Source organism: Xanthomonas sp. NCPPB 901 (assembly GCF_056725085.1).
The window spans coordinates 3,464,063-3,482,362 of record NZ_CM161511.1; the positions used below are offsets into that span (position 1 = coordinate 3,464,063).

At 71.7% G+C, this 18,300-nt stretch carries 14 protein-coding genes; 12 read left to right on the forward strand and 2 right to left on the reverse strand.

Going from position 1 to position 18,300, the window contains the following annotated elements; genetic code table 11:
* The first annotated feature begins 8 nt into the window (after positions 1 to 8).
* Positions 9 to 326 carry a YXWGXW repeat-containing protein gene (locus AC1PME_RS14485; RefSeq protein WP_481096233.1) on the forward strand — a complete coding sequence of 106 codons (318 nt, stop codon included), beginning with the start codon at positions 9 to 11 and terminating at the stop codon, positions 324 to 326.
* A gap of 470 nt (positions 327 to 796) precedes the next feature.
* Positions 797 to 1,897 (forward strand): Glu/Leu/Phe/Val dehydrogenase dimerization domain-containing protein, encoded by a 1,101-nt coding sequence (locus AC1PME_RS14490; protein ID WP_481096234.1) that lies wholly within the window; start codon positions 797 to 799, stop codon positions 1,895 to 1,897.
* Positions 1,898 to 2,014: 117 nt separating this feature from the next.
* Here the strand turns inward: AC1PME_RS14490 and AC1PME_RS14495 are convergent, their stop codons facing one another.
* Entirely contained in the window at positions 2,015 to 4,855 is a 2,841-nt protein-coding gene (locus tag AC1PME_RS14495) for a S8 family serine peptidase (RefSeq protein ID WP_481096235.1), read from the reverse strand.
* Positions 4,856 to 5,049: 194 nt separating this feature from the next.
* Between AC1PME_RS14495 and AC1PME_RS14500 the strand changes: the two genes are divergently transcribed.
* From AC1PME_RS14500 to AC1PME_RS14525, 6 genes are all read left to right on the forward strand, one after another.
* A complete protein-coding gene (locus tag AC1PME_RS14500; protein WP_307551586.1) occupies positions 5,050 to 6,225 on the forward strand; it encodes a thiolase family protein in 1,176 nt (391 codons plus the stop codon).
* 122 nt (positions 6,226 to 6,347) lie between these two features.
* On the forward strand, positions 6,348 to 6,689 hold the full coding sequence (locus AC1PME_RS14505) for a hypothetical protein (protein ID WP_307551587.1): 342 nt from the start codon (positions 6,348 to 6,350) through the stop codon (positions 6,687 to 6,689).
* A 583-nt stretch (positions 6,690 to 7,272) separates the two neighbouring features.
* Entirely contained in the window at positions 7,273 to 7,626 is a 354-nt protein-coding gene (locus AC1PME_RS14510) for a hypothetical protein (protein WP_254458679.1), read from the forward strand.
* Between the two features lie 130 nt (positions 7,627 to 7,756).
* Positions 7,757 to 9,466, forward strand: coding sequence for a sensor domain-containing diguanylate cyclase (locus AC1PME_RS14515; RefSeq protein WP_307551589.1), 1,710 nt, complete (start codon positions 7,757 to 7,759; stop codon positions 9,464 to 9,466).
* Between the two features lie 103 nt (positions 9,467 to 9,569).
* Positions 9,570 to 10,115: a bactofilin family protein gene (locus AC1PME_RS14520; RefSeq protein WP_307551591.1), complete on the forward strand. Its 546-nt coding sequence runs from the start codon at positions 9,570 to 9,572 to the stop codon at positions 10,113 to 10,115.
* Positions 10,112 to 10,474, forward strand: coding sequence for a hypothetical protein (locus AC1PME_RS14525; RefSeq protein WP_254458682.1), 363 nt, complete (start codon positions 10,112 to 10,114; stop codon positions 10,472 to 10,474). The genes AC1PME_RS14520 and AC1PME_RS14525 overlap by 4 nt, the downstream gene beginning before the upstream one ends.
* A gap of 243 nt (positions 10,475 to 10,717) precedes the next feature.
* Here AC1PME_RS14525 and AC1PME_RS14530 read toward each other — a convergent pair whose 3' ends face one another.
* A complete protein-coding gene (locus AC1PME_RS14530; protein WP_481098125.1) occupies positions 10,718 to 12,373 on the reverse strand; it encodes an acyl-CoA dehydrogenase family protein in 1,656 nt (551 codons plus the stop codon).
* A 96-nt stretch (positions 12,374 to 12,469) separates the two neighbouring features.
* On the opposite strand from AC1PME_RS14530, the gene AC1PME_RS14535 reads away from it, so the two are divergent.
* From AC1PME_RS14535 to pdeM, 4 genes are read left to right on the forward strand one after another with little or no spacing between them, the layout of a single operon-like run.
* Positions 12,470 to 13,474, forward strand: a complete 1,005-nt coding sequence (locus tag AC1PME_RS14535) for a ligase-associated DNA damage response exonuclease (protein WP_307551597.1) — start codon at positions 12,470 to 12,472, stop codon at positions 13,472 to 13,474.
* Positions 13,471 to 15,063, forward strand: coding sequence for an ATP-dependent DNA ligase (locus AC1PME_RS14540; RefSeq protein WP_481096236.1), 1,593 nt, complete (start codon positions 13,471 to 13,473; stop codon positions 15,061 to 15,063). The genes AC1PME_RS14535 and AC1PME_RS14540 overlap by 4 nt, the downstream gene beginning before the upstream one ends.
* Positions 15,060 to 17,609, forward strand: a complete 2,550-nt coding sequence (locus AC1PME_RS14545; RefSeq protein WP_481096237.1) for a ligase-associated DNA damage response DEXH box helicase — start codon at positions 15,060 to 15,062, stop codon at positions 17,607 to 17,609. The genes AC1PME_RS14540 and AC1PME_RS14545 overlap by 4 nt, the downstream gene beginning before the upstream one ends.
* Complete coding sequence (gene pdeM, locus AC1PME_RS14550; protein WP_481096238.1) at positions 17,599 to 18,249, forward strand: ligase-associated DNA damage response endonuclease PdeM; 651 nt, start codon at positions 17,599 to 17,601, stop codon at positions 18,247 to 18,249. Before AC1PME_RS14545 ends, pdeM begins: the two co-directional genes overlap by 11 nt.
* Positions 18,250 to 18,300 lie beyond the last annotated feature (51 nt).

Genomic DNA, 18,300 nt, shown 5'->3' on the forward strand with positions numbered 1-18,300 from the left:
AGAATCGTATGTTCGCTCGTCCCTTGTTGCTGGCCTCCCTGCTCGGCGGCGCGCTCGCCGGTGGCATGGCCGTCGCGCCCGCGCAGGCGCGCGAGGTGGTGGAACTGGCGGTCCGCACCGCGCCGCCGCCGCCGCGCGTGGAACGGGTGGTGGTGCGGCCCGGCTACGTGTGGCTGCCGGGCTATTGGCAGTGGGACGGACACCACCACGTCTGGGTCGCCGGCCGCTACGTGGTGGAACGGCCGGGCTACGTCTACGTCGGCCCGCGCTGGGAGCATTACGGCCCCGCCTATCGCTTCCACGCCGGCTATTGGGTCCGCCGCTAGTCCATCGCCCGCCCCATGGTCGCGCGATCGCCGTGCCGGCGGCGCGCGTGACCCGCGGCGCGGTGGCATGCGGGGCCACCGCCACGGCAGCAGCCACCGTCGCGCCGGCATTCGACCGATTCCGCCCCGCCAGTGTCCATCGCCGCCAACACAGGACCGGCCCGGGCCGCCGCCGCGTCTGCCCATCTCCGCCAACACCACTTCACGCCGACGCCACCCGCAGGCAGGCGCCATCAGGCGATCGAAGCGATCGCCCGCACCGCTTGCCGCCTGGCGTCGCACAGCGCGGCGAGATGCCCGTGCCCGCGGACCGCAGCGTCATCGCGCGGGCGGCCGGCAATTGCTTTAAAATGCCGCCATCGCGACGCTCAGGGCCAGTTCCGGAACCGTCGCGTTTTTGTTTTGCGCCACCCACCAGGCACGTTCCTGGACCCATGGTGTCCGACACCTGCAACGCCAGCGGAGCCCCCATGCTTTTCGAAACGCTAGCCAACACCGGCCACGAACAGGTCGTCTTCTGCCACAACCGCGACGTGGGACTGCAGGCGATCATCGCCATCCACAACACCGTACTCGGCCCTGCGCTGGGCGGCGTGCGCATGCGCCCCTACGCCAACACCGAATCGGCGCTGCAGGACGCGCTGCGGCTCAGCCGCACCATGACCTACAAGAACGCGCTGGCCGGGCTCAACATCGGCGGCGGCAAGGCGGTGATCATCGGCGACCCGAAGAGCGACAAGTCCGAAGCGCTGTTCCGCGCCTTCGGCCGCTACGTCGATTCGCTGGGCGGCCGCTACATCACCGCCGAGGACGTCGGCACCGACGTCAACGACATGGAGCAGATCTACCTGGAGACCGAGTACGTCACCGGCGTGCACCAGGTGCATGGCGGCTCCGGCGATCCGGCCCCGTTCACCGCCTACGGCGCGCTGCAGGCGCTGATGGCCTCGCTGCAACGCAAGTTCGGCCATGAGGAGATCGGCAAGACCAGCATCGCCGTGCAGGGCCTGGGCCACATCGGCATGGAGCTGGTGAAGCTGCTCAAGGAACGCGGCGCCAAGCTGTACGTGACCGACCTGGACCCGGCGCTGGTCGCGCGCGCGGTGGCCGAATACGGTGCCGAAGCGGTGGCCCCGGACGAGATCTACGACGTCGCCGCCGACGTGCTGGCGCCGTGCGCCCTGGAAAGCGCACTCGACGAGGCCAAGCTGCCGCGGCTGAAGGTCAAGATCGTCTGCGGCACCGCCAACAACCAGTTGGCCAACCCCGCGGTCGGCGAGGAACTGCACCGCCGCGGCATCCTCTACGCGCCGGACTACGCGGTCAACGCCGGCGGCGTGATGAACGTGTCGCTGGAGATCGACGGCTACAACCGCGAACGCGCGATGCGGCTGATCCGCAGCATGTACCACAACCTCGGCAAGATCTTCGACCTGTCCGAGCGCGAGAACATTCCGCCGCAACAGGCCGCCGACCGCATCGCCGAGGCGCGCATGCAGGCGATCGGCAAGCTCAAGCTGCCGCTGGGCCGCACCGCACCGCGCTCGATGGGCCATCTGCGCGGCGAGTGACGCCGCGCGCCGCCTGCACCGCAGGTGGCGTGGTCTCAGATCGCAAGGCCGGGACGTCCCGACCGTACATGACCGCCCACGATCCGGCGCAGCACGCGCCTGATCGCGTGTCCGGGATCAGAAGCCCAGGCGATAGCGCAGCGACACCGCACGGTCGTCGCCGCGCGGGCCGAACCGCTGGTCGTAGCCCAGCCCCAGCAGCCCCCCGTTCCAGCGCGTCTGCAGGCTGGCGCCGAACAGGCCGCCCGAACGCGCCGGCTGCAGGTCCACCAGCGGCGCCCAGGCGTTCACGCCGACGAAGCTGGCCTGCCGGTCCAGCCCCTGCGCGGCCAGCGTCTGCTGCCATTCGGCATAGCCCTGCAGCGACCAGCCGCGCCCGCCGAATCCGCCGCGCAGGCCGGCCAGCGCCTGGCTGCGCGAGGAACTGGCGGCACCGGCCATCAGCCCGAAGCCGTCGCCGCCCTGCTCGCGGAAGCCGTCGCTGTCGATGCGGCTGTAGTCGGCGCCGGCATACGGGGTCAGCCACGCCGGGCCGCGCCCGACGCGATAGCCGACCTCGACGCTGGAGGACAGGAAGCGGCCGGCGTAGCGGCTGGACGCGTCGGCGACGGTATCGCCGAGCAGCAGGCTGCGGTCGAGCTGGCGCTGGTACTGGCCAGTGCCCAGTTGCGCCAGCGCGTAGGCATTGCCGGCCACCGCGCCGAGGTAGGCCTGGCCCTGCACCTGGCGGTTGCGGCTGCGGTCCAGGCTGCCGGCGTCGCTGGCGCGGCTCTCGCCGAAGGCGAAGCCGGCCAACGCGTGCTCGCCCAGGCGCAGGTCCTGGCCCATCAGCCAGCCATCGAGCTGGAACTGGCTGCCGGCGAAGCTGCCCTGCCCGGTCTCGCCCAGGCGCTGGCTCCAGGCGCCGACCGCGCGCGGTTGCTGGACCAGCGTGTCGAAGCGGCTGGACAGCGCGCGCCGCTGCAGGTCCATGGTGTCGAAGGTCATCGCAGTGGCCGCGGCATGCGCCTCGCCGGACAGGCTGCGCAGGGTCGCCGACGCCGCCGCCACGCTCGGCGACTGCTGCACCGCGCCGGCCGCCTTGAGCAGCGCACCGTCGACCGTGGCCGGGGCCTGGCTCAGCTGCGTGTTGAGCTGCGCGAACGCCGCGTCCACGCGGGTCGCCGACGCCAGCGTGGCGGCGGTGATGTTGCCGAAGCTGGCCGCGGCGGCGGTGACGCTCAGCGACTGCACGGTGATCGAGGCGCTGGTGGCGTCGTAGGACAGCGACGAGGTTAGGAACACGTTCGACGGCGTGGTCACCGAGGCGAACGTGCCGGTGAGTCCGCCGTTGGCCTCCAGCACCTTGTACGCGGTGTTGTTGACCACGTAGTCGCGCTTGCCCAGCACGTACAGCGAGCCGCCCTGCAGGGTGGCGCTGCCGCCGACCGAGAGCTTGTCGCCGACCAGCAGGGCCAGGCGGCCATTGTTGCTCTGCACGTAGTTGCCGCTCAGGCTCAGCGTGGCCGCGCCGACCTGGAAGGTACCGGCATTGGCGACGCTGCCGCCGAGCGCGCCGGTGCCGACGAAGGTGGCGCCATTGCTGATCGCCACGTTCGAACTGCCGAGGCTGGCCGCGCTGAGCGTGCCGCCCTGCACCTGGGTGTCGCCGCTGTAGCTGTTCTGGGTGCCGCTGAGGATCAGCGTGCCGCTGTCCTGCTTGATCAGGCCGCCACTGCCGGCGATGTCGTTGGCCCAGGTCGAGCTGCCGGTGAACGCCACCGTGACATCACCCCAGTCGAAGCGGCCCGGTCCCTGCACCGCCTTGCCGACGTTGAGCAGGCCGTAGCCGAAGGTCGCGTCCACGCCGGGCGTGCCCAGGTCGGTGGCGGTGCCCAGCAGGGTCTGCCGGACCAGGTCGTTGCTGAAGTACGGGAAGGCCTGCCAGACCAGCGCCGCCGCGCCGGACACCAGCGGCGCCGCGTACGAGGTGCCGCTGCCGTAGTAGTAATCGGGATTGCTGGTGGAGGTGGTCGCCTTGGGATCGACGAACACCTCGGTGCCCGGCGCGACCAGGCAGTAGCGCATCGCCGCGCCGCAGGCGTTGGAATACGAGGCCAGCTGCGTGCCGGTGCTGGAGTCGACCGCGGCCACCACCAGCCAGCCGCGCTCCAGGTCCGCCGCCGGCAGCGTGCCGTTGGGGCCGGCCTTGCTGGGCAGCGAGGCGATGTCCGAGGGCGTGGACTTGGATTCGTTGCCGGCGGCGAACACCACCAGACCGCCGTAGCTGAGCACGAACGGGCGGTACTCGGCGGCGATGGCGTTGGTCGAGTTCAGGTCGGTCCAGTAGATGCCGCCCCAGGAATTGTTCATCACCTTGACCCCGGCGTTGATCAGGTCCTGGTGCACCTGGGTCAGGCCCAGTCCGCCACTGACCTGGTTGCCGCTGCCGCTGCCGTCGTCCTTGGGCGGGGTATCGGCAATGATGCGCGCGGACACGATCTGCGCGCCCGGGGCGATGCCGCCCGGCCACTGCCCGACCGACTTGCCCGCCGCCAGCTGCGCCACGGTGGTGCCGTGGCCGTCGACGTCGTCGACTGCGGTGTTGTTCTGGCTCGGATCGACGTAGATCAGGTTCGACACCACCCGCCCGGCCAGGGCCGGATGGTTGCGGTTGACGCCGGTGTCGACCACGCCGATGCGGAAGCCGCTGCCGTCGTAGCCGGCGGCGTGCGCGGCCAGCGTATTGGTCAAGGTCAGGTGCGCGTCGAAGGCCGGCTGCGGCGGCGGCGGCGAGGTCGGAGGCGACGTCGGCGGAGGCGGCGGCGGAGGCGGCGGTGGTGGGGGAGGCGGAGGCGGCGAGGTCGGCGGCGGACTGCCGTGGACCAGATTGCCGCCACCGCCACCGCCGCCTCCGCAGGACGTCAGCGCAACCGCCACAGCGGCCGCCAGCAGCGACCGCGCCATCAATGTCCGCATGGTGTTCCCCTCTCAATGCTGTCTTCCGGCCATACACGCCGGTACTGCCCCCGTTAGCGGCCGCCGACGACGGCGCTGAACTTGGGCAAATTTACACCGGAATGCAGACCACAGGACCGCCCCGGCGGTTGACGCGATTGGCAGAACCGGCGCTGCGGCCGATAATCGACGCACATCTTCCGTAAAGGTTTGCCATGACCGAGATCGTCATCGCCGCGGCCAAGCGCACCGCCATGGGCGCGTTCCTGGGCCAGTTCAACGGCGTGCCCACGCCAACGCTCGGCGCTGCGGCCATCCGCGCCGCGCTGGAGCAGTCCGGCATCCCCGCCGCCGACGTTTCCGAAGTCATCATGGGCTGCGTGCTGCCGGCCAACCTCGGCCAGGCCCCGGCGCGCCAGGCCGCGCGCGCGGCCGGCGTGCCCGACGCCACCGGCGCCACCACCATCAACAAGGTCTGCGGTTCGGGCATGAAGGCCGTAATGCTGGGCCACGACCTGATCAAGGCCGGTTCGGCCAGCATCGTCGTCGCCGGCGGCATGGAATCGATGAGCAACGCGCCGCACCTGCTGCCCAACTCGCGCACCGGCAACCGCTACGGCAATTTCCAGGCGGTCGACCACATGGCCTGGGACGGCCTGACCAATCCCGACGACGGCCAGGCGATGGGCGTGTTCGGCGAGGCCACCGCGGAGAAGTTCGGCTTCAGCCGCCAGGACCAGGACGCGTTCGCGATCGAGTCGGTGACGCGCGCGCAGGCGGCGCAGCGCGACGGCGCCTTCGCAGACGAGATCGTTCCGGTCGCCGTGGCCACCCGCAAGGGCGAGGTGCAGGTCGACAGCGACGAACAGCCGGGCAAGTCCGACGTGAGCAAGATCCCCGCGCTGAAGCCGGCGTTCAAGAAGGACGGCACGGTCACCGCGGCCAGCTCCTCGAGCATCTCCGACGGCGCCGCCGCGCTGGTGCTGCTGGGCGCCGACGAGGCCGCCCGCCGCGGCGTCGCGCCGCTGGCGCGGATCGTCGGCCACGCGACGTTCTCGCAGGCGCCGGAATGGTTCACCACCGCGCCGGTGGGTGCGATCCGCAAGCTGCTCGACCAGGTCGGCTGGAGCCTGGACCAGGTCGACCTGTTCGAGATCAACGAAGCCTTCGCCGTGGTGGCGATGGTCCCGATCAAGGAACTGGGCCTGGACCACGCCAAGGTCAACGTCCACGGCGGCGCCTGCGCGCTCGGCCATCCGATCGGCGCCTCCGGTGCGCGACTGCTGGTGACATTGCTAAATGCGTTGCGCAGCCGTGGCGGCCGCCGCGGAATCGCCACCCTGTGCATCGGCGGTGGTGAAGCGACAGCGGTCGCCATCGAATTGATTTGATTGGCATTAACCCCTGAAACACAAAAATGAATGCGCGTGCGCTTGACAGCCGACTTTGGCTTGTCATCATGTTGAGGGCGCGCATTCGCGCGTTGCCTAACTAAACGACGAGGATAGACACAATGAGCATCAACAAGCTGCTGATCGCAATGGCCCTGGGCCTGGCCCTGGCCGCGTGCTCGAAGCAGGAGCAGGCCCAGGACGCCGCCGCTTCGGCTAACGAAGCCGCCACCGACGCGCAGGCTGCTGCCGACCAGTCGGCTGCCGCCGGCGCCCAGACCGCCGACGCCGCTCAGGCCGCTGCCGACACCGCCGCGACCGCCGCCAACACCGCTGCCGACGCTTCGGCCGCTGCTGCCGCTGCCCCGACCGATGCCGCTGCCGACAAGGCTGCCGACACCGCCAAGGCTGCGGAAGACACCGCCGAGAAGGCGAAGGACGCCGCCCAGGAAGCCAAGAAGTAATCACTTCTCGCTTCAGGCAGTTCCGAAAGAGCCGCTGGTCCGCCAGCGGCTTTTTCTTTGCCTGATGTTCGCTGATGAGCGCGGCGAAGAGCGCCGCGACCGCACCACCGTCTTGAGTTTCCGAGCGCGGACAACGAAGTCCACGCATGGCCCCCGCGGCGCTGCCACGGCAGGCATCCGCCCGCGGCATGGCATCGCAAGCGCGCCTGCCCGACATGACGACGCGCCATGCCATTGCCTCGCTTCCGCGCTCGCCGCATGCAGACCTTCACGCATGACCTGGACGACGCATCGCCACTGCCGGTAGCGACCACGCAACCGGCCAAACGCCAGCCGCGAACGCCGCGCCGGAGACGCATCGCCGCCGCACGCCGCGCAAACGCGGACGCGCGGAAGCGCGCACGCTGCGCACTGCCCGCGTGCGCAGCGCAGTGGCAAGCTTGCCAACACGGGCGCCTCCTCCCCGCCCGGCCTGTAACGCCTTCCTGAACACTGCCCCGCGTCCAGGCCCCGCCTTGACGCGGGCTGCATGCGCGCCCGCCTAGGCTGCGCCGCGTCACCCACCCGTGCATGGAGAAGCCGCATGAACAAGACCCCGATCGTGGCCCTGCTGGGCGCCCTCGCACTGGCCGGCTGCCAGGGTCCCGAAGCGCAGCAGGCGCAGCGCGATGCCAAGGTCGCCGCCGAGCAGACCGGCGAGGCCGCCAAGGAAGCCGCCGGCCAGGTCGCCCAGGCCGGGCGCGAAGTGGCCGCCGATGCCCGCGACGCCGCGCACCGTGCCGCCAACTCCGACGCCGTGCAGGACGCCTCGGCCGCCGCCAAGGAAATGGCGGCCGACGCCAGCGAGGCCACCGCCCAGGCGGCACAGAAGGTCGCCGACAAGGCCCGCGAGAACGCCAACGACGATCCGCACAACGGCGACCGCGAAGGCCATTGAGTCACCGCCGCCCCCGCCTGCGCGGGGGCGGCGCCTGCGGCGCGGCGCGCGCCGTGCGCCGCACCGGTTCGGAAGGTCTTTTTTGTGACGCCGGCCCAAGGCGTTTGCACCGTCACAGTAGACTTTTGCGATGCCGATTCTTCATCGTGTACGGGCCAGGACCCGTCTAGCCCTATTGTTCTCCGCCGCGGTCTTCGTGCTGATCGGCTTCGGCGTCTTCTCCGGCGCGCAACGCGCGATCTACGACGCCGAGCGCGTCGCCCACACCCACGAAGTCCTGCGCAACATCGACGAGGTGCAAGCCACCTTGCTGATGACCGAGTCCTCGTTGCGCGGCTACGAACTGACCAACAACCAGGCCTATCTGGCCCTTTACTACGACAGTGCCGAGCGCGTGCCGCGGCAACTGGCGCAACTGCGCAAGCTGGTTTCCGACAATCCGGTGCAGAGCGCCAATGTACAGGTGCTGCAGCAATTGACGAACACGCGCCTGACGCAGATGCGGCAGATGCTCGCGGTGTACCAGCGCGAGGGGCTGCAAGCGCTGCAGCGGGCGATGGCGCGGAACGTGTACCAGAGTTCCAGCGCGCTCCGCGACCAGGTGCAGCAGATGATCGACGTGGAGCTGCAGTTGCTGCAGCGCCGCGACCTGTCCAACCAGCGCAGCGCCGACATGCTGCTGGCGCTGGCCCTGGCCGGCATCCCGTTCGGGCTGGGCAGCGTCGGCGTTGTCTACGCGCTGCTGTTCCGCGAGCTGCGCAACCGCAGCAGCGCCGAGCAGGCCGCCTCGGTGGCCAACGAACGGATGGAAGCCAGCATCCGCGAGTTGGAGCGCACCAGTGCGGACCTCAACGCGCTCAGCCGCTACACCGGTCTGTTGCAGAGCTGCGTGGAGCCGGCCGAGGCGCTGACGGTGACCGCGCGCCTGCTCGCCGCGCTGATGCCCGACACCGGCGGCAGCGTCTACCTGCTGCGCGCCTCGCGCGACCGCGCCGAGGAGATCGTCAGTTGGGGTGAGCCGCCGGTCGGCAGCGAGCCGGCCGTGGCGCCGCAGGACTGCTGGGCCTTGCGCCGGGACAAGAGCCATTTCGTGCACGCGCAGGGCCACGACTCGGCCTGCGCGCACCTGCGCGAGGATCCGTATGCCGCCGGCGCCAGCACCGCCTGCATCCCCCTGTCCGCGCAGGGCACGCAGTTGGGCTTCGTGTTCCTGGCCGGGCGCGGCACCGGCCCGCTGCCGCGCATCGCCATTGCCGAGGCCGCCGCCGAGCAGCTGTCGCTGGCGTTGAGCAACCTGCGCCTGCGCGAGTCGCTGCGCCTGCAATCGATCCGCGACCCGCTCACCGGCCTGTTCAACCGGCGCTACCTGGAAGAATCGCTCAACCACGAACTGGCCCGCTGCGGGCGTCGGCAGACGCCGATGTCGCTGCTGATGCTGGACGTGGACCACTTCAAGCAGTTCAACGACCTGCACGGCCATGGCGGCGGCGACAGCCTGCTGGCCGCGGTCGGGCAGATGCTGTCGACGCGGCTGCGCGGCGAGGACATCGCCTGCCGCTACGGCGGCGAGGAGTTCACGGTGATCCTGCCGGAGACCGGCCCGGAGCAGGCGCAGGCGATCGCCGAACAGATCCGCAGCGCGGCCCAGCAGCTGAGCGCGACCGTGGACGGCAAGGCGCTGCCGGCGGTGACGATGTCGATCGGCGTGGCCAGCTACCCGCGCGACGGCATGGTCGCCGGCATCCTGCTGCGCAAGGCCGACGCGGCGCTGTACCGGGCCAAGCGCTGCGGCCGCAACCAGGTGCAGGCCTACGACCCCGAACTGGACGGCATGGGCTGAACGGCGGCGGCCACGGCCGGGCCGCCGTTTTGAAGAAAGCGTCACAAAACCGACGCGATAGAGCGGCGATAGTCGCGCTTCCCCCGACTGGAGACGACAGCCCATGTCCATCTGGAAAGATCAGGGTCCCGCGCGCAAGGACGGCCTGCCGCCGGTTCCCGGCAACGGCGCGTTGCCGCCGGAACCGCGCCCGCCGGGCGACGCCGCCCCGGGCGAACCGCTTGCCGCGGTCGCCGCCGCCGCACCTGCCGCCCGCACCGCCGCCCCGGCCCCGGCCGCGAAGGAATCGCTGATCGCCGCCGACATCAGCATCGAAGGCAAGATCGAGGGCACCGGCCATATCCGCATCGCCGGCAAGTTCAAGGGCGACGTCAACGTGCAGGGCGATCTCACCATCGAGACCGGCGCCAAGCTCAGCGGCGGCGTGCGCGCCGACAAGGTGATCATCGCCGGCGAGCTGGAAGGCAACATCGAATCGGCCTCGCGGGTGGAACTGCTGGCCTCCGGCGCGCTGATCGGCGACGTCAAGGCCGGCTCGCTGACCGTGGCCGCCGGCTCGCGCATGCGCGGCCAGGCCGACTTCGGCTGGGACGACGACAAGCACGCCCGCAAGGGCGGCAAGCCCGCGGAGTCCGACGCCGGCGCATGAGCAGCCCGCGTCCCGGCAGTCCGGGGGCGACCCGGACCTGCCCGCACTGCAAGGCCACCATTCTCGAAAGCGCCAGCGTCTGCCCGGCGTGCAAGCACCACCTGCGCTTCGATTCGGCGGTGCTGCAGCAGACGGCGCCGTCGGCGCTGGTGCCGCTGCGGGTGGAGGGCAGCATCCGTCACCCGGCCGACGGCAGCGCCTGGGAATACACCGTGCTGGTGAGCATCCGCAACGGCCGCGGCGAGGAGATCAAGCGCCAGCTCGTCGGCGTCGGCGCGATGCTCGACGGCGAGGAGCGCAGCTTCACGCTTTCCGTCGAGGCGACGCCGCTGCGCGGGGGGCGGCGCGGCAAGCACTAGCGCCTGTGGCGCGGGGATTGGGGATTGGGGATGCGTAAGCGCCTAGCTCCTCTCCCGCCGGGAGAGGGATTGGGGTAAGGGTACGGCCGCGCGATGCCGGTGGTCGCTGCACGTGCTGCCTGGCGGCGCTGGCTGTCGTGCCCTCATCCGCCCCTTCGGGGCACCTTCTCCGGACCGGAGAAAGAAGCGCTGGCCAGCCCACTTTCCAGCAAATGGCCGCGCGATGGGTAGCTTTCCGCACGCCTACGGCAAGGCCCGCGCCAACAATTCCTCGACCGGCACACCCGCCTGCAGTGTGCCGAACGCCAGTCCATGCGCGCCGGCCAGGCGGCTGCGCACGAACGCGGCGGCGGCCGGGCTGGCGCTGCGCAGCAGGAGCGCGGCCTGCAAGGCCAGCGCGATGCGTTCGGCCAGGTGCCGTGCGCTGAACTCGTCGACCTCGGCGTTGCCGGCCAACGGCGCACGCAGTGCGTCCAGCGCCGCGTCGTAGGCCCGGTCGCTGCCGGCCGCCGTCTGCAGCTCCGCCAGCACCGCGGCGGCGCTGGCCGGTTCGCGCGCCAGCGCGCGCAGCACGTCCAGGCACTGGATGTTGCCGCTGCCCTCCCAGATCGAATTCAGCGGCGCCTGCCGGTACAGCCGCGGCAGGATCGACTCCTCGACGTAGCCGGCGCCGCCCAGGCATTCCTGCGCCTCGTTGACGAAGGCCGGCGCGCGCTTGCACAGCCAGTACTTGCCCAGCGCGGTGGCGATGCGCGCGAACGCCGCTTCCGAGGCATCGGCATCGGCCGCGTCCACCGCGCGCGCCACGCGCAGCGCGAACGCGGTGGCGGCTTCCGCTTCCAGGGCCAGATCGGCCAGCACGTTGCGCATCAGCAGCTGCTCGACCAGGCGCCTGCCGAACGCGACGCGATGCCGCGCATGGTGCAGCGCCTGCGCCAGCGCCATGCGCATCTGCGCGGCCGCGGCGAGCATGCAGTCGAGCCGGGTCAGCATCACCATGCCGATGATCCGCGCCACCCCGCGCCCTTCCTCGCCGACGCGCTGCGCCCAGGCGCCGGCGAACTCCACTTCGCTGGAGGCGTTGGACCAGTCGCCCAGCTTGTCCTTCAGCCGCATCAGCCGCAGCGCGTTGAGTCGGCCGTCGGGCAGGCGCCGCGGCAGCAGGAAGCAGGTCAATCCGCCCGGGGCCTGCGCCAGCACCAGGAAGCCGTCGGACATCGGCGCGGAAAAGAACCACTTGTGCCCGACCAGGGTGTACGCGCCATTGCCGTCCAGCGGCGTGGCGACGGTGGCGTTGCGGCGCACGTCCGAACCGCCCTGCTTCTCGGTCATGCCCATGCCCAGGGTGATGCCGGCCTTGTCGGCGATCGGCATATCGCGCGGGTCGTAATGCGGTGCGGCGGCCTTGTCGGCCCAGTCGCGCAAGGCCGGGTCCCGGCGCAGCACCGCGACCGCGGCGTGGGTCATGGTCAGCGGGCAACTGGTGCCGGCCTCGGCCTGATGGTGCAGGTAACTCAGCGCGGCGCGTGCCACGTGCGCGCCCGGCTGCGGGGTGTGCCAGGACAGCCCGGCCACGCCATGGCGCTTGGCCACGTCCAGCAACTGGTGGTAGGCCGGATGGAACTCGACCGTATCGATGCGGTGGCCGTAGCGGTCGTGGGTGCGCAGCCGCGGGCGGTCGCGGTTGGCGTCGAAGCCGAGCCGGTACAGCGCATCGCCGGCCAGTGCGCCGTACTGCGCGAGCGCCGCGGCGAAGGCGGCGCCGCCCTCGCGCGCGATGGCCGCGCGCAGCACCGCGTCGTCGGCCCACAGATCGCGCGGTTCGAACGGCGGCGGCTGGTTGTCGACCGTATGCGTGGCGAACGCCGGCAGGTCCGTGTGCATGCATCTCCCTCCCAGAAGCGCTGGGCGCATTGTGGCCGATCCGCCGCGCGACCGCGAACGCGCGCGGCGGATTCTCATCTCCTGCACACCGGCTTGGACACAGTGGCGCCCATGCCGACTGCCGCTTCCCAGGACCTGGTGGTGCTGCGCCCGGAAGGGCTGTACTGCCCCGCCGGCGACTTCCACATCGATCCCTGGCGGCCGGTGCCGCGCGCGGTCATCACCCACGGCCACGGCGACCACGCGCGCTCGGGCATGGGCGAGTACCACTGCGCCGCCGCCGGCCTGCCGATCCTGCGCTGGCGGCTGGGCGAGCAGGCCTACCGCGCCTACGCCTACGGCACCCGCTTCACCCTCGGCCGGGCGCAGGTCTCGCTGCATCCGGCCGGGCACGTGCTCGGCTCGGCGCAGGTGCGCATCGAGGTCGACGGCGAGGTCTGGGTGGCCTCGGGCGACTACAAGCGTCAGCCCGACCCGACCTGCGCGGCGTTCGAGGTGGTGCGCTGCGATACCTTCATCACCGAGGCCACCTTCGCCCTGCCGGTGTACCGCTGGCCGGACACCAGCGCGGTGGCGCGCGAGATCGTCGCCTGGCGCCGCGAGTGCGCCGCGCGCGGCGAGGCCGCCGTGCTGTTCTGCTACGCGCTGGGCAAGGCGCAGCGCGTGCTCGCCGAACTGCAGCCGTGGGACGATCAACCGGCGCTGCTGCACGGCGCGGTGGCGGCCGGCGTGGCGGTGTACCGCGAGGCCGGCGTGGCGATGCTGGAGACGCGCACCGTGGCCGAACTGGACAAGCGCGCCGACTACGCCGGGCAATTGGTGCTGGCGCCGCCGTCGGCGGCCGGCAGCCCGTGGCTGCGCCGCTTCCGCCACGCGCAGCTCGGCTTCGCCTCGGGCTGGATGCGGCTGCGCGGCAACCGCCGCCGGCGCAACTACGATCGCGGCTTCGTGGTCTCCGACCATGCCGACTGGCCGGACCTGCTGCGCACCATCGACGAGACCGGCGCACGCCGGGTGATCGCCACCCACGGCAACACCGACGCGATCATCCGCGCGCTCAACGAACGCGGCGTCGCCGCCGAAGCGTTCCGCACCGACTACGGTGGCGAGGAATGAAGCGCTTCGCCGCGCTGTACCGGCAACTGGACCAGAGCACCGCGACGCTGGACAAGCGCGCCGCGCTGGTCGCGTATTTCGAGCAGGCGCCGCCAGCGGACGCGGCCTGGGCGATCTGGCTGCTCAGCGGCGGCAAGCTGCGGCGCATCGCCAACACCCGCGAACTGCGCGAATGGATCGCGCAGGAAAGCGGCCTGCCCGGCTGGCTGGTGGACGACAGCTACGACCACGTCGGCGATCTGGCCGAAACCCTGACCCTGCTGCTCGACGACCCGGCGAACACCTCCGACCCGGCGCCGCTGCGCGACTGGATCGAGGAGCGCCTGCTGCCGGTGGCCGCGCAGGACGATGCCGCGCGCCGCGCCGCGGTGGTCGCCGGCTGGCGCAGCCTGGCCTTCGACGAGCGCCTGCTGTTCAACAAGCTGCTGACCGGCGCATTGCGCGTGGGCGTGTCGCAGCGGCTGGTGCAGCAGGCGCTGGCGGCGATGTCGGGAATCGACATCGCGCGCATCGCCCAGCGCATGCTCGGTGCCTGGTCGCCGACGCCGCAGGCGCTGGAGCAGTTGCTGTCCGACGAGGTGCTGGCCAGCGACCGCCAGCAGCCCTACCCGTTCTTCCTCGCCTCGCCGCTGGAGGCGGAAGCGGCCACGCTCGGCGCCATCGACGACTGGCTGCTGGAATGGAAGTGGGATGGCATCCGCCTGCAACTGATCCGCCGCGACGGCGAGGTGGCGCTGTGGTCGCGCGGCGAGGAACGCCTGGACGGGCGCTTCCCGGAGATCGAAGCGGCGGCGGCGACACTGCCGCGCGATGCGGTGATCGATGGCGAACTGCTGGTCTGGCGCGAGGGCGACGCAACGCCGCTGCCGTTCACCGCACTGCAGACCCGCATCCAGCGGCGCAAGCCCGGCGCCAAGACCCTGGCCGACACGCCGGCGCGCGTGCTCGCCTACGACCTGCTGGAACTGGAGGGCCAGGACCTGCGCGAGCAGCCGCTGCAACAGCGCCGCGCGCAACTGCAGGCGTTGCTGGAGGCGCATGCCGATCCGCGCCTGACGCTGTCGCCGCAGGTGCAGGCGGCGACATGGGAGCAGGCGGCGACGCTGCGCGAGGACGCGCGCACGCGCGGCGTGGAAGGGCTGATGCTCAAGCGCGCCACCTCGCCCTACCAGTCCGGCCGCCGCCGCGGCGACTGGTGGAAATGGAAGGTCGCACCGCTGACCATCGACGCGGTGCTGCTGTACGCGCAGGCTGGCCATGGCCGGCGCAGCACGCTGTACACCGACTACACCTTCGGCCTGTGGGACGGCGAGCAGCTAGTGCCGGTGGCCAAGGCCTACTCCGGCCTGGACGACAGCGAGATCCTGGCGCTGGACCGCTGGATCCGCGCGCATACCACCGAGCGCTTCGGCCCGGTGCGTGCGGTGACGCCGTATCACGTATTCGAACTCGGTTTCGAGGCGGTGAACAAGAGCGGGCGGCACAAGTCCGGCATCGCCGTGCGCTTCCCGCGCATCCTGCGCTGGCGCCACGACAAGCCGTTCGCCGAGGCCGACCGGCTGACCACGCTGCAGGCGCTGGCGCGATGAGCGCGTCCGCGGCACGCCGGCGCCCGGCCGATGCGCCGCTGTACGCCTGGTTCGCGCAGCAGGGCTGGCAACCGCTGCCGTTCCAGCGCGCGTTGTGGCGGCATTATCTGGACGGCGGCTCGGGGCTGCTGCACACGCCCACCGGCAGCGGCAAGACCCTGGCCGCATTCGGCGGCCCCTTGCTGGAAGGCCTGCGCGCGCAGGCCGCTACGCAGGCGGCCGCCACGAGGAAGAAGACGGCACGCGGCGCCCACACGGCCGCCGCCCCCGCCAGGGCCGCAACGCCGCCGCGCGCGCGCCGGCAGGCGCAACGCGATCTCAAGGTGCTGTGGATCACGCCCTTGCGCGCGCTCGCCGCCGACACCGTGCGCGCGTTGCGCGACCCGGCGCAGGCGCTGGGGTTGGACTGGCAGATCGGCCTGCGCACCGGCGATGCCAGCGCGCGCGACAAGCGCCTGGCGCGCAGCGGCAAGCTCGACGTGCTGGTGACCACGCCCGAATCGCTGGCGCTGCTGCTGTCCTATCCCGACACCGCGCCGCAACTGGCGACACTGCGCTGCGTGATCGTCGACGAGTGGCACGAACTGCTCGGCAACAAGCGCGGCGTGCTGCTGCAGCTGTGCCTGGCGCGGCTGCGCGGCTGGGCGCCGGCGCTGCGTACCTGGGGCCTGTCGGCCACGCTCGGCAACCTGGACGAAGCGCGCGACGTGCTGCTGCCGCACCTGCCGCAGGCGCCGATCGTGGCCGGGGTCAAGCCGCGCACGCTGACCCTGGAGACGCTGGCGCCGGCGGTCGGCGAGCGCTTCCCCTGGGCCGGCCACCTGGGCCTGGCGCAGTTGCCGCGGGTGCTGGAAAAGCTGTTCGCGGTGCGTACCAGCCTGCTGTTCACCAACACCCGCGCGCAGGCCGAGCTATGGCACCAGGCGTTGACCTCGGTGTGGCCGGAAGAGCCGCACACGCTGGCCCTGCACCACGGCTCGCTGGACCCGGCGCTGCGCAGCGCCGCCGAGCAGGGACTGCGCGACGGCAGCCTGCGCTGCGTGGTGGCGACTTCGAGCCTGGACCTGGGCGTGGATTTCCCCGCCGTCGACCAGGTGCTGCAGATCGGCAGCCCCAAGGGCGTGGCGCGGCTGCTGCAGCGCGCCGGCCGCGCGAAGCATCGCCCCGGCGAGGCCGGCCATGTGCTGTGCGTGCCCTCGCACGCGCTGGAACTGGTCGAATACGCCGCCGCGCGGCGCGCCATCGCCCATGGCCGCATCGAATCGCGGCCCTCGCCGCGGCTGTCGCTGGACGTGCTGGCGCAGCACTGCATCACCTGCGCGCTGGGTGGCGGCTTCGATGCCGAAGCGCTGTACGCCGAAGTGCGCGGAACCGCCGCCTTCGCCCTGCTGGATGCGCCGACCTGGCAGGCGGTACTGGAATTCGTGGTGCAGGGCGGGCGCGCACTGGCGCAATACCCGGACTACCGCAAGGTGGTGCTGGACGAAGACGGCCTGTACCGCGTGCACGACCGCCGCATCGCCCTGCGCCATCGCCTGTCGATCGGCACCATCACCAGCGACGGCAGCGTCGCGGTGCGCTTCCTGCGCGGCGGCCGGCTCGGCGCGGTGGAGGAACAGTTCGTCGGCCGCCTGCGTCGCGGCGACCGCTTCCAGTTCGCCGGGCGCCTGCTGGAACTGGTGCGACTGGAGGACATGACCGCCTACGTGCGCCTGGCCAAGGGCGGCGACGGCAGCGTGCCGAAATGGATGGGTGGGCGCATGCCGCTGTCCTCGGAACTGGGCCGCGAAGTGGAAGCGGTGTTCGCCGATCCGCGCGGCGAGGCCGAACTGCGCGCGCTGGCGCCGCTGCTCGGCTTGCAGCGCGCGCTGTCGGACCTGCCGGCGCCACAGCGGCTGCTGGCCGAGCGCGTGCGCGCCCGCGACGGCCAGCACCTGTTCGTGTATCCGTTCGCCGGTCGCCAGGTGCACGAAGGCCTGGCTGCGCTGCTGGCGCTGCGCTGGGGCCGACGGCAGCGCAATACCTTCAGCTTCGCCGCCAACGACTACGGCCTGGTGCTGTCGCCGGCGGAGGATGCGCCGATCGACGCAGTGCTGCTGCGCGCGCTGCTGAGCCCGGCGCAGTTGTTCGAGGATCTGCGCGAGAGCCTCAACCTGGGCGAACTGGCGCGGCGCCAGTTCCGCGAGATCGCCCGCGTCGCCGGCCTGCTGCCGCCGAGCCTGCCCGGCCGCCTGCCGCGTAGCCTGCGCCAGCTGCAGGCTTCCAGCGGCCTGCTGTACGACGTGCTGAGCCGCTTCGATCCCGGTCACTTGCTGCTGGCGCAGGCCGAGCGCGAGGTGCTGCAGGGCGAGATGGAACTGACCCGGCTCGCCGCCACCCTGGACGATTGCGCCGCGCGCGAGCTGGCGCTGCACACCCCGCGCAGCCTCACGCCGCTGGCGTTCCCGCTGTGGGCCGAAAGCATCCGTGGCCAGCTCAGCACCGAGGACTGGAAGGCGCGGGTGATGCGTGCGGCGGCGCAACTGGAGCAGCGCCATGCGCGCTGAACTGGACTGGACCCTGGCCGGCGAGCCGATGCGCCTGCTCGGCGACCGCGCGCTGTGCTGGCCGGCGCGGCGGCGGCTGCTGATCGCCGACCTGCACCTGGGCAAGGCCGACGTCTTTCGCCGCGCCGGCATCGGCCTGCCGCGCGGGGGGACCGCGCTCGACCTTGCACGGCTCTCGGCGCTGCTGCAGGCGCAGGACGCACTGGAACTGTGGATCCTCGGCGACGTACTGCACGGCGCTGCGCCCGACGCCGACTGGCAGCGGCAATGGCATGCCTGGCGCGCGCAACATCCGCAGCTGCGGGTGGCGGCGATCGCCGGCAACCACGACCGCGCCCTCGCCAACGCCGGGCTGGACATCGCGCTGCTCGGCGCGCAGGTAGAGGACGGCCCGTTCGTGCTGCGCCACGACCCGGTGCCGGAGACGCGGCGCCACGTGCTGTGCGGACACCTGCACCCGCTGGCCAAATTGCCTGGCGTGCGCCCGCGCTGGCCGGCATTCTGGCTGCGCGACGGCATGACCGTGCTGCCGGCGTTCTCGCACTTCACCGCCGGCGTCGCCCCGGTCCTTGCGCCGGGCGAGCGCCTGGTCGCCTGCGTCGAAGGCGCGGCCTTCGCCCTGCCGGTGGCTGCGGCATAGGTCGGGCGCGGGTGCGTCTGGTCGATCGTCAACAGACACCGCGAGGACGCA

Coding starts and splice junctions, on each gene's coding strand:
- AC1PME_RS14485 (WP_481096233.1), top strand. CDS start 9: ATGTTCGCTCGTCCCTTGTTGCTGGCCTCCCTGCTCGGCGGCGCGCTC.
- AC1PME_RS14490 (WP_481096234.1), top strand. CDS start 797: ATGCTTTTCGAAACGCTAGCCAACACCGGCCACGAACAGGTCGTCTTC.
- AC1PME_RS14495 (WP_481096235.1), bottom strand. CDS start 4,855: ATGCGGACATTGATGGCGCGGTCGCTGCTGGCGGCCGCTGTGGCGGTT.
- AC1PME_RS14500 (WP_307551586.1), top strand. CDS start 5,050: ATGACCGAGATCGTCATCGCCGCGGCCAAGCGCACCGCCATGGGCGCG.
- AC1PME_RS14505 (WP_307551587.1), top strand. CDS start 6,348: ATGAGCATCAACAAGCTGCTGATCGCAATGGCCCTGGGCCTGGCCCTG.
- AC1PME_RS14510 (WP_254458679.1), top strand. CDS start 7,273: ATGAACAAGACCCCGATCGTGGCCCTGCTGGGCGCCCTCGCACTGGCC.
- AC1PME_RS14515 (WP_307551589.1), top strand. CDS start 7,757: ATGCCGATTCTTCATCGTGTACGGGCCAGGACCCGTCTAGCCCTATTG.
- AC1PME_RS14520 (WP_307551591.1), top strand. CDS start 9,570: ATGTCCATCTGGAAAGATCAGGGTCCCGCGCGCAAGGACGGCCTGCCG.
- AC1PME_RS14525 (WP_254458682.1), top strand. CDS start 10,112: ATGAGCAGCCCGCGTCCCGGCAGTCCGGGGGCGACCCGGACCTGCCCG.
- AC1PME_RS14535 (WP_307551597.1), top strand. CDS start 12,470: ATGCCGACTGCCGCTTCCCAGGACCTGGTGGTGCTGCGCCCGGAAGGG.
- AC1PME_RS14540 (WP_481096236.1), top strand. CDS start 13,471: ATGAAGCGCTTCGCCGCGCTGTACCGGCAACTGGACCAGAGCACCGCG.
- AC1PME_RS14545 (WP_481096237.1), top strand. CDS start 15,060: ATGAGCGCGTCCGCGGCACGCCGGCGCCCGGCCGATGCGCCGCTGTAC.
- pdeM (WP_481096238.1), top strand. CDS start 17,599: ATGCGCGCTGAACTGGACTGGACCCTGGCCGGCGAGCCGATGCGCCTG.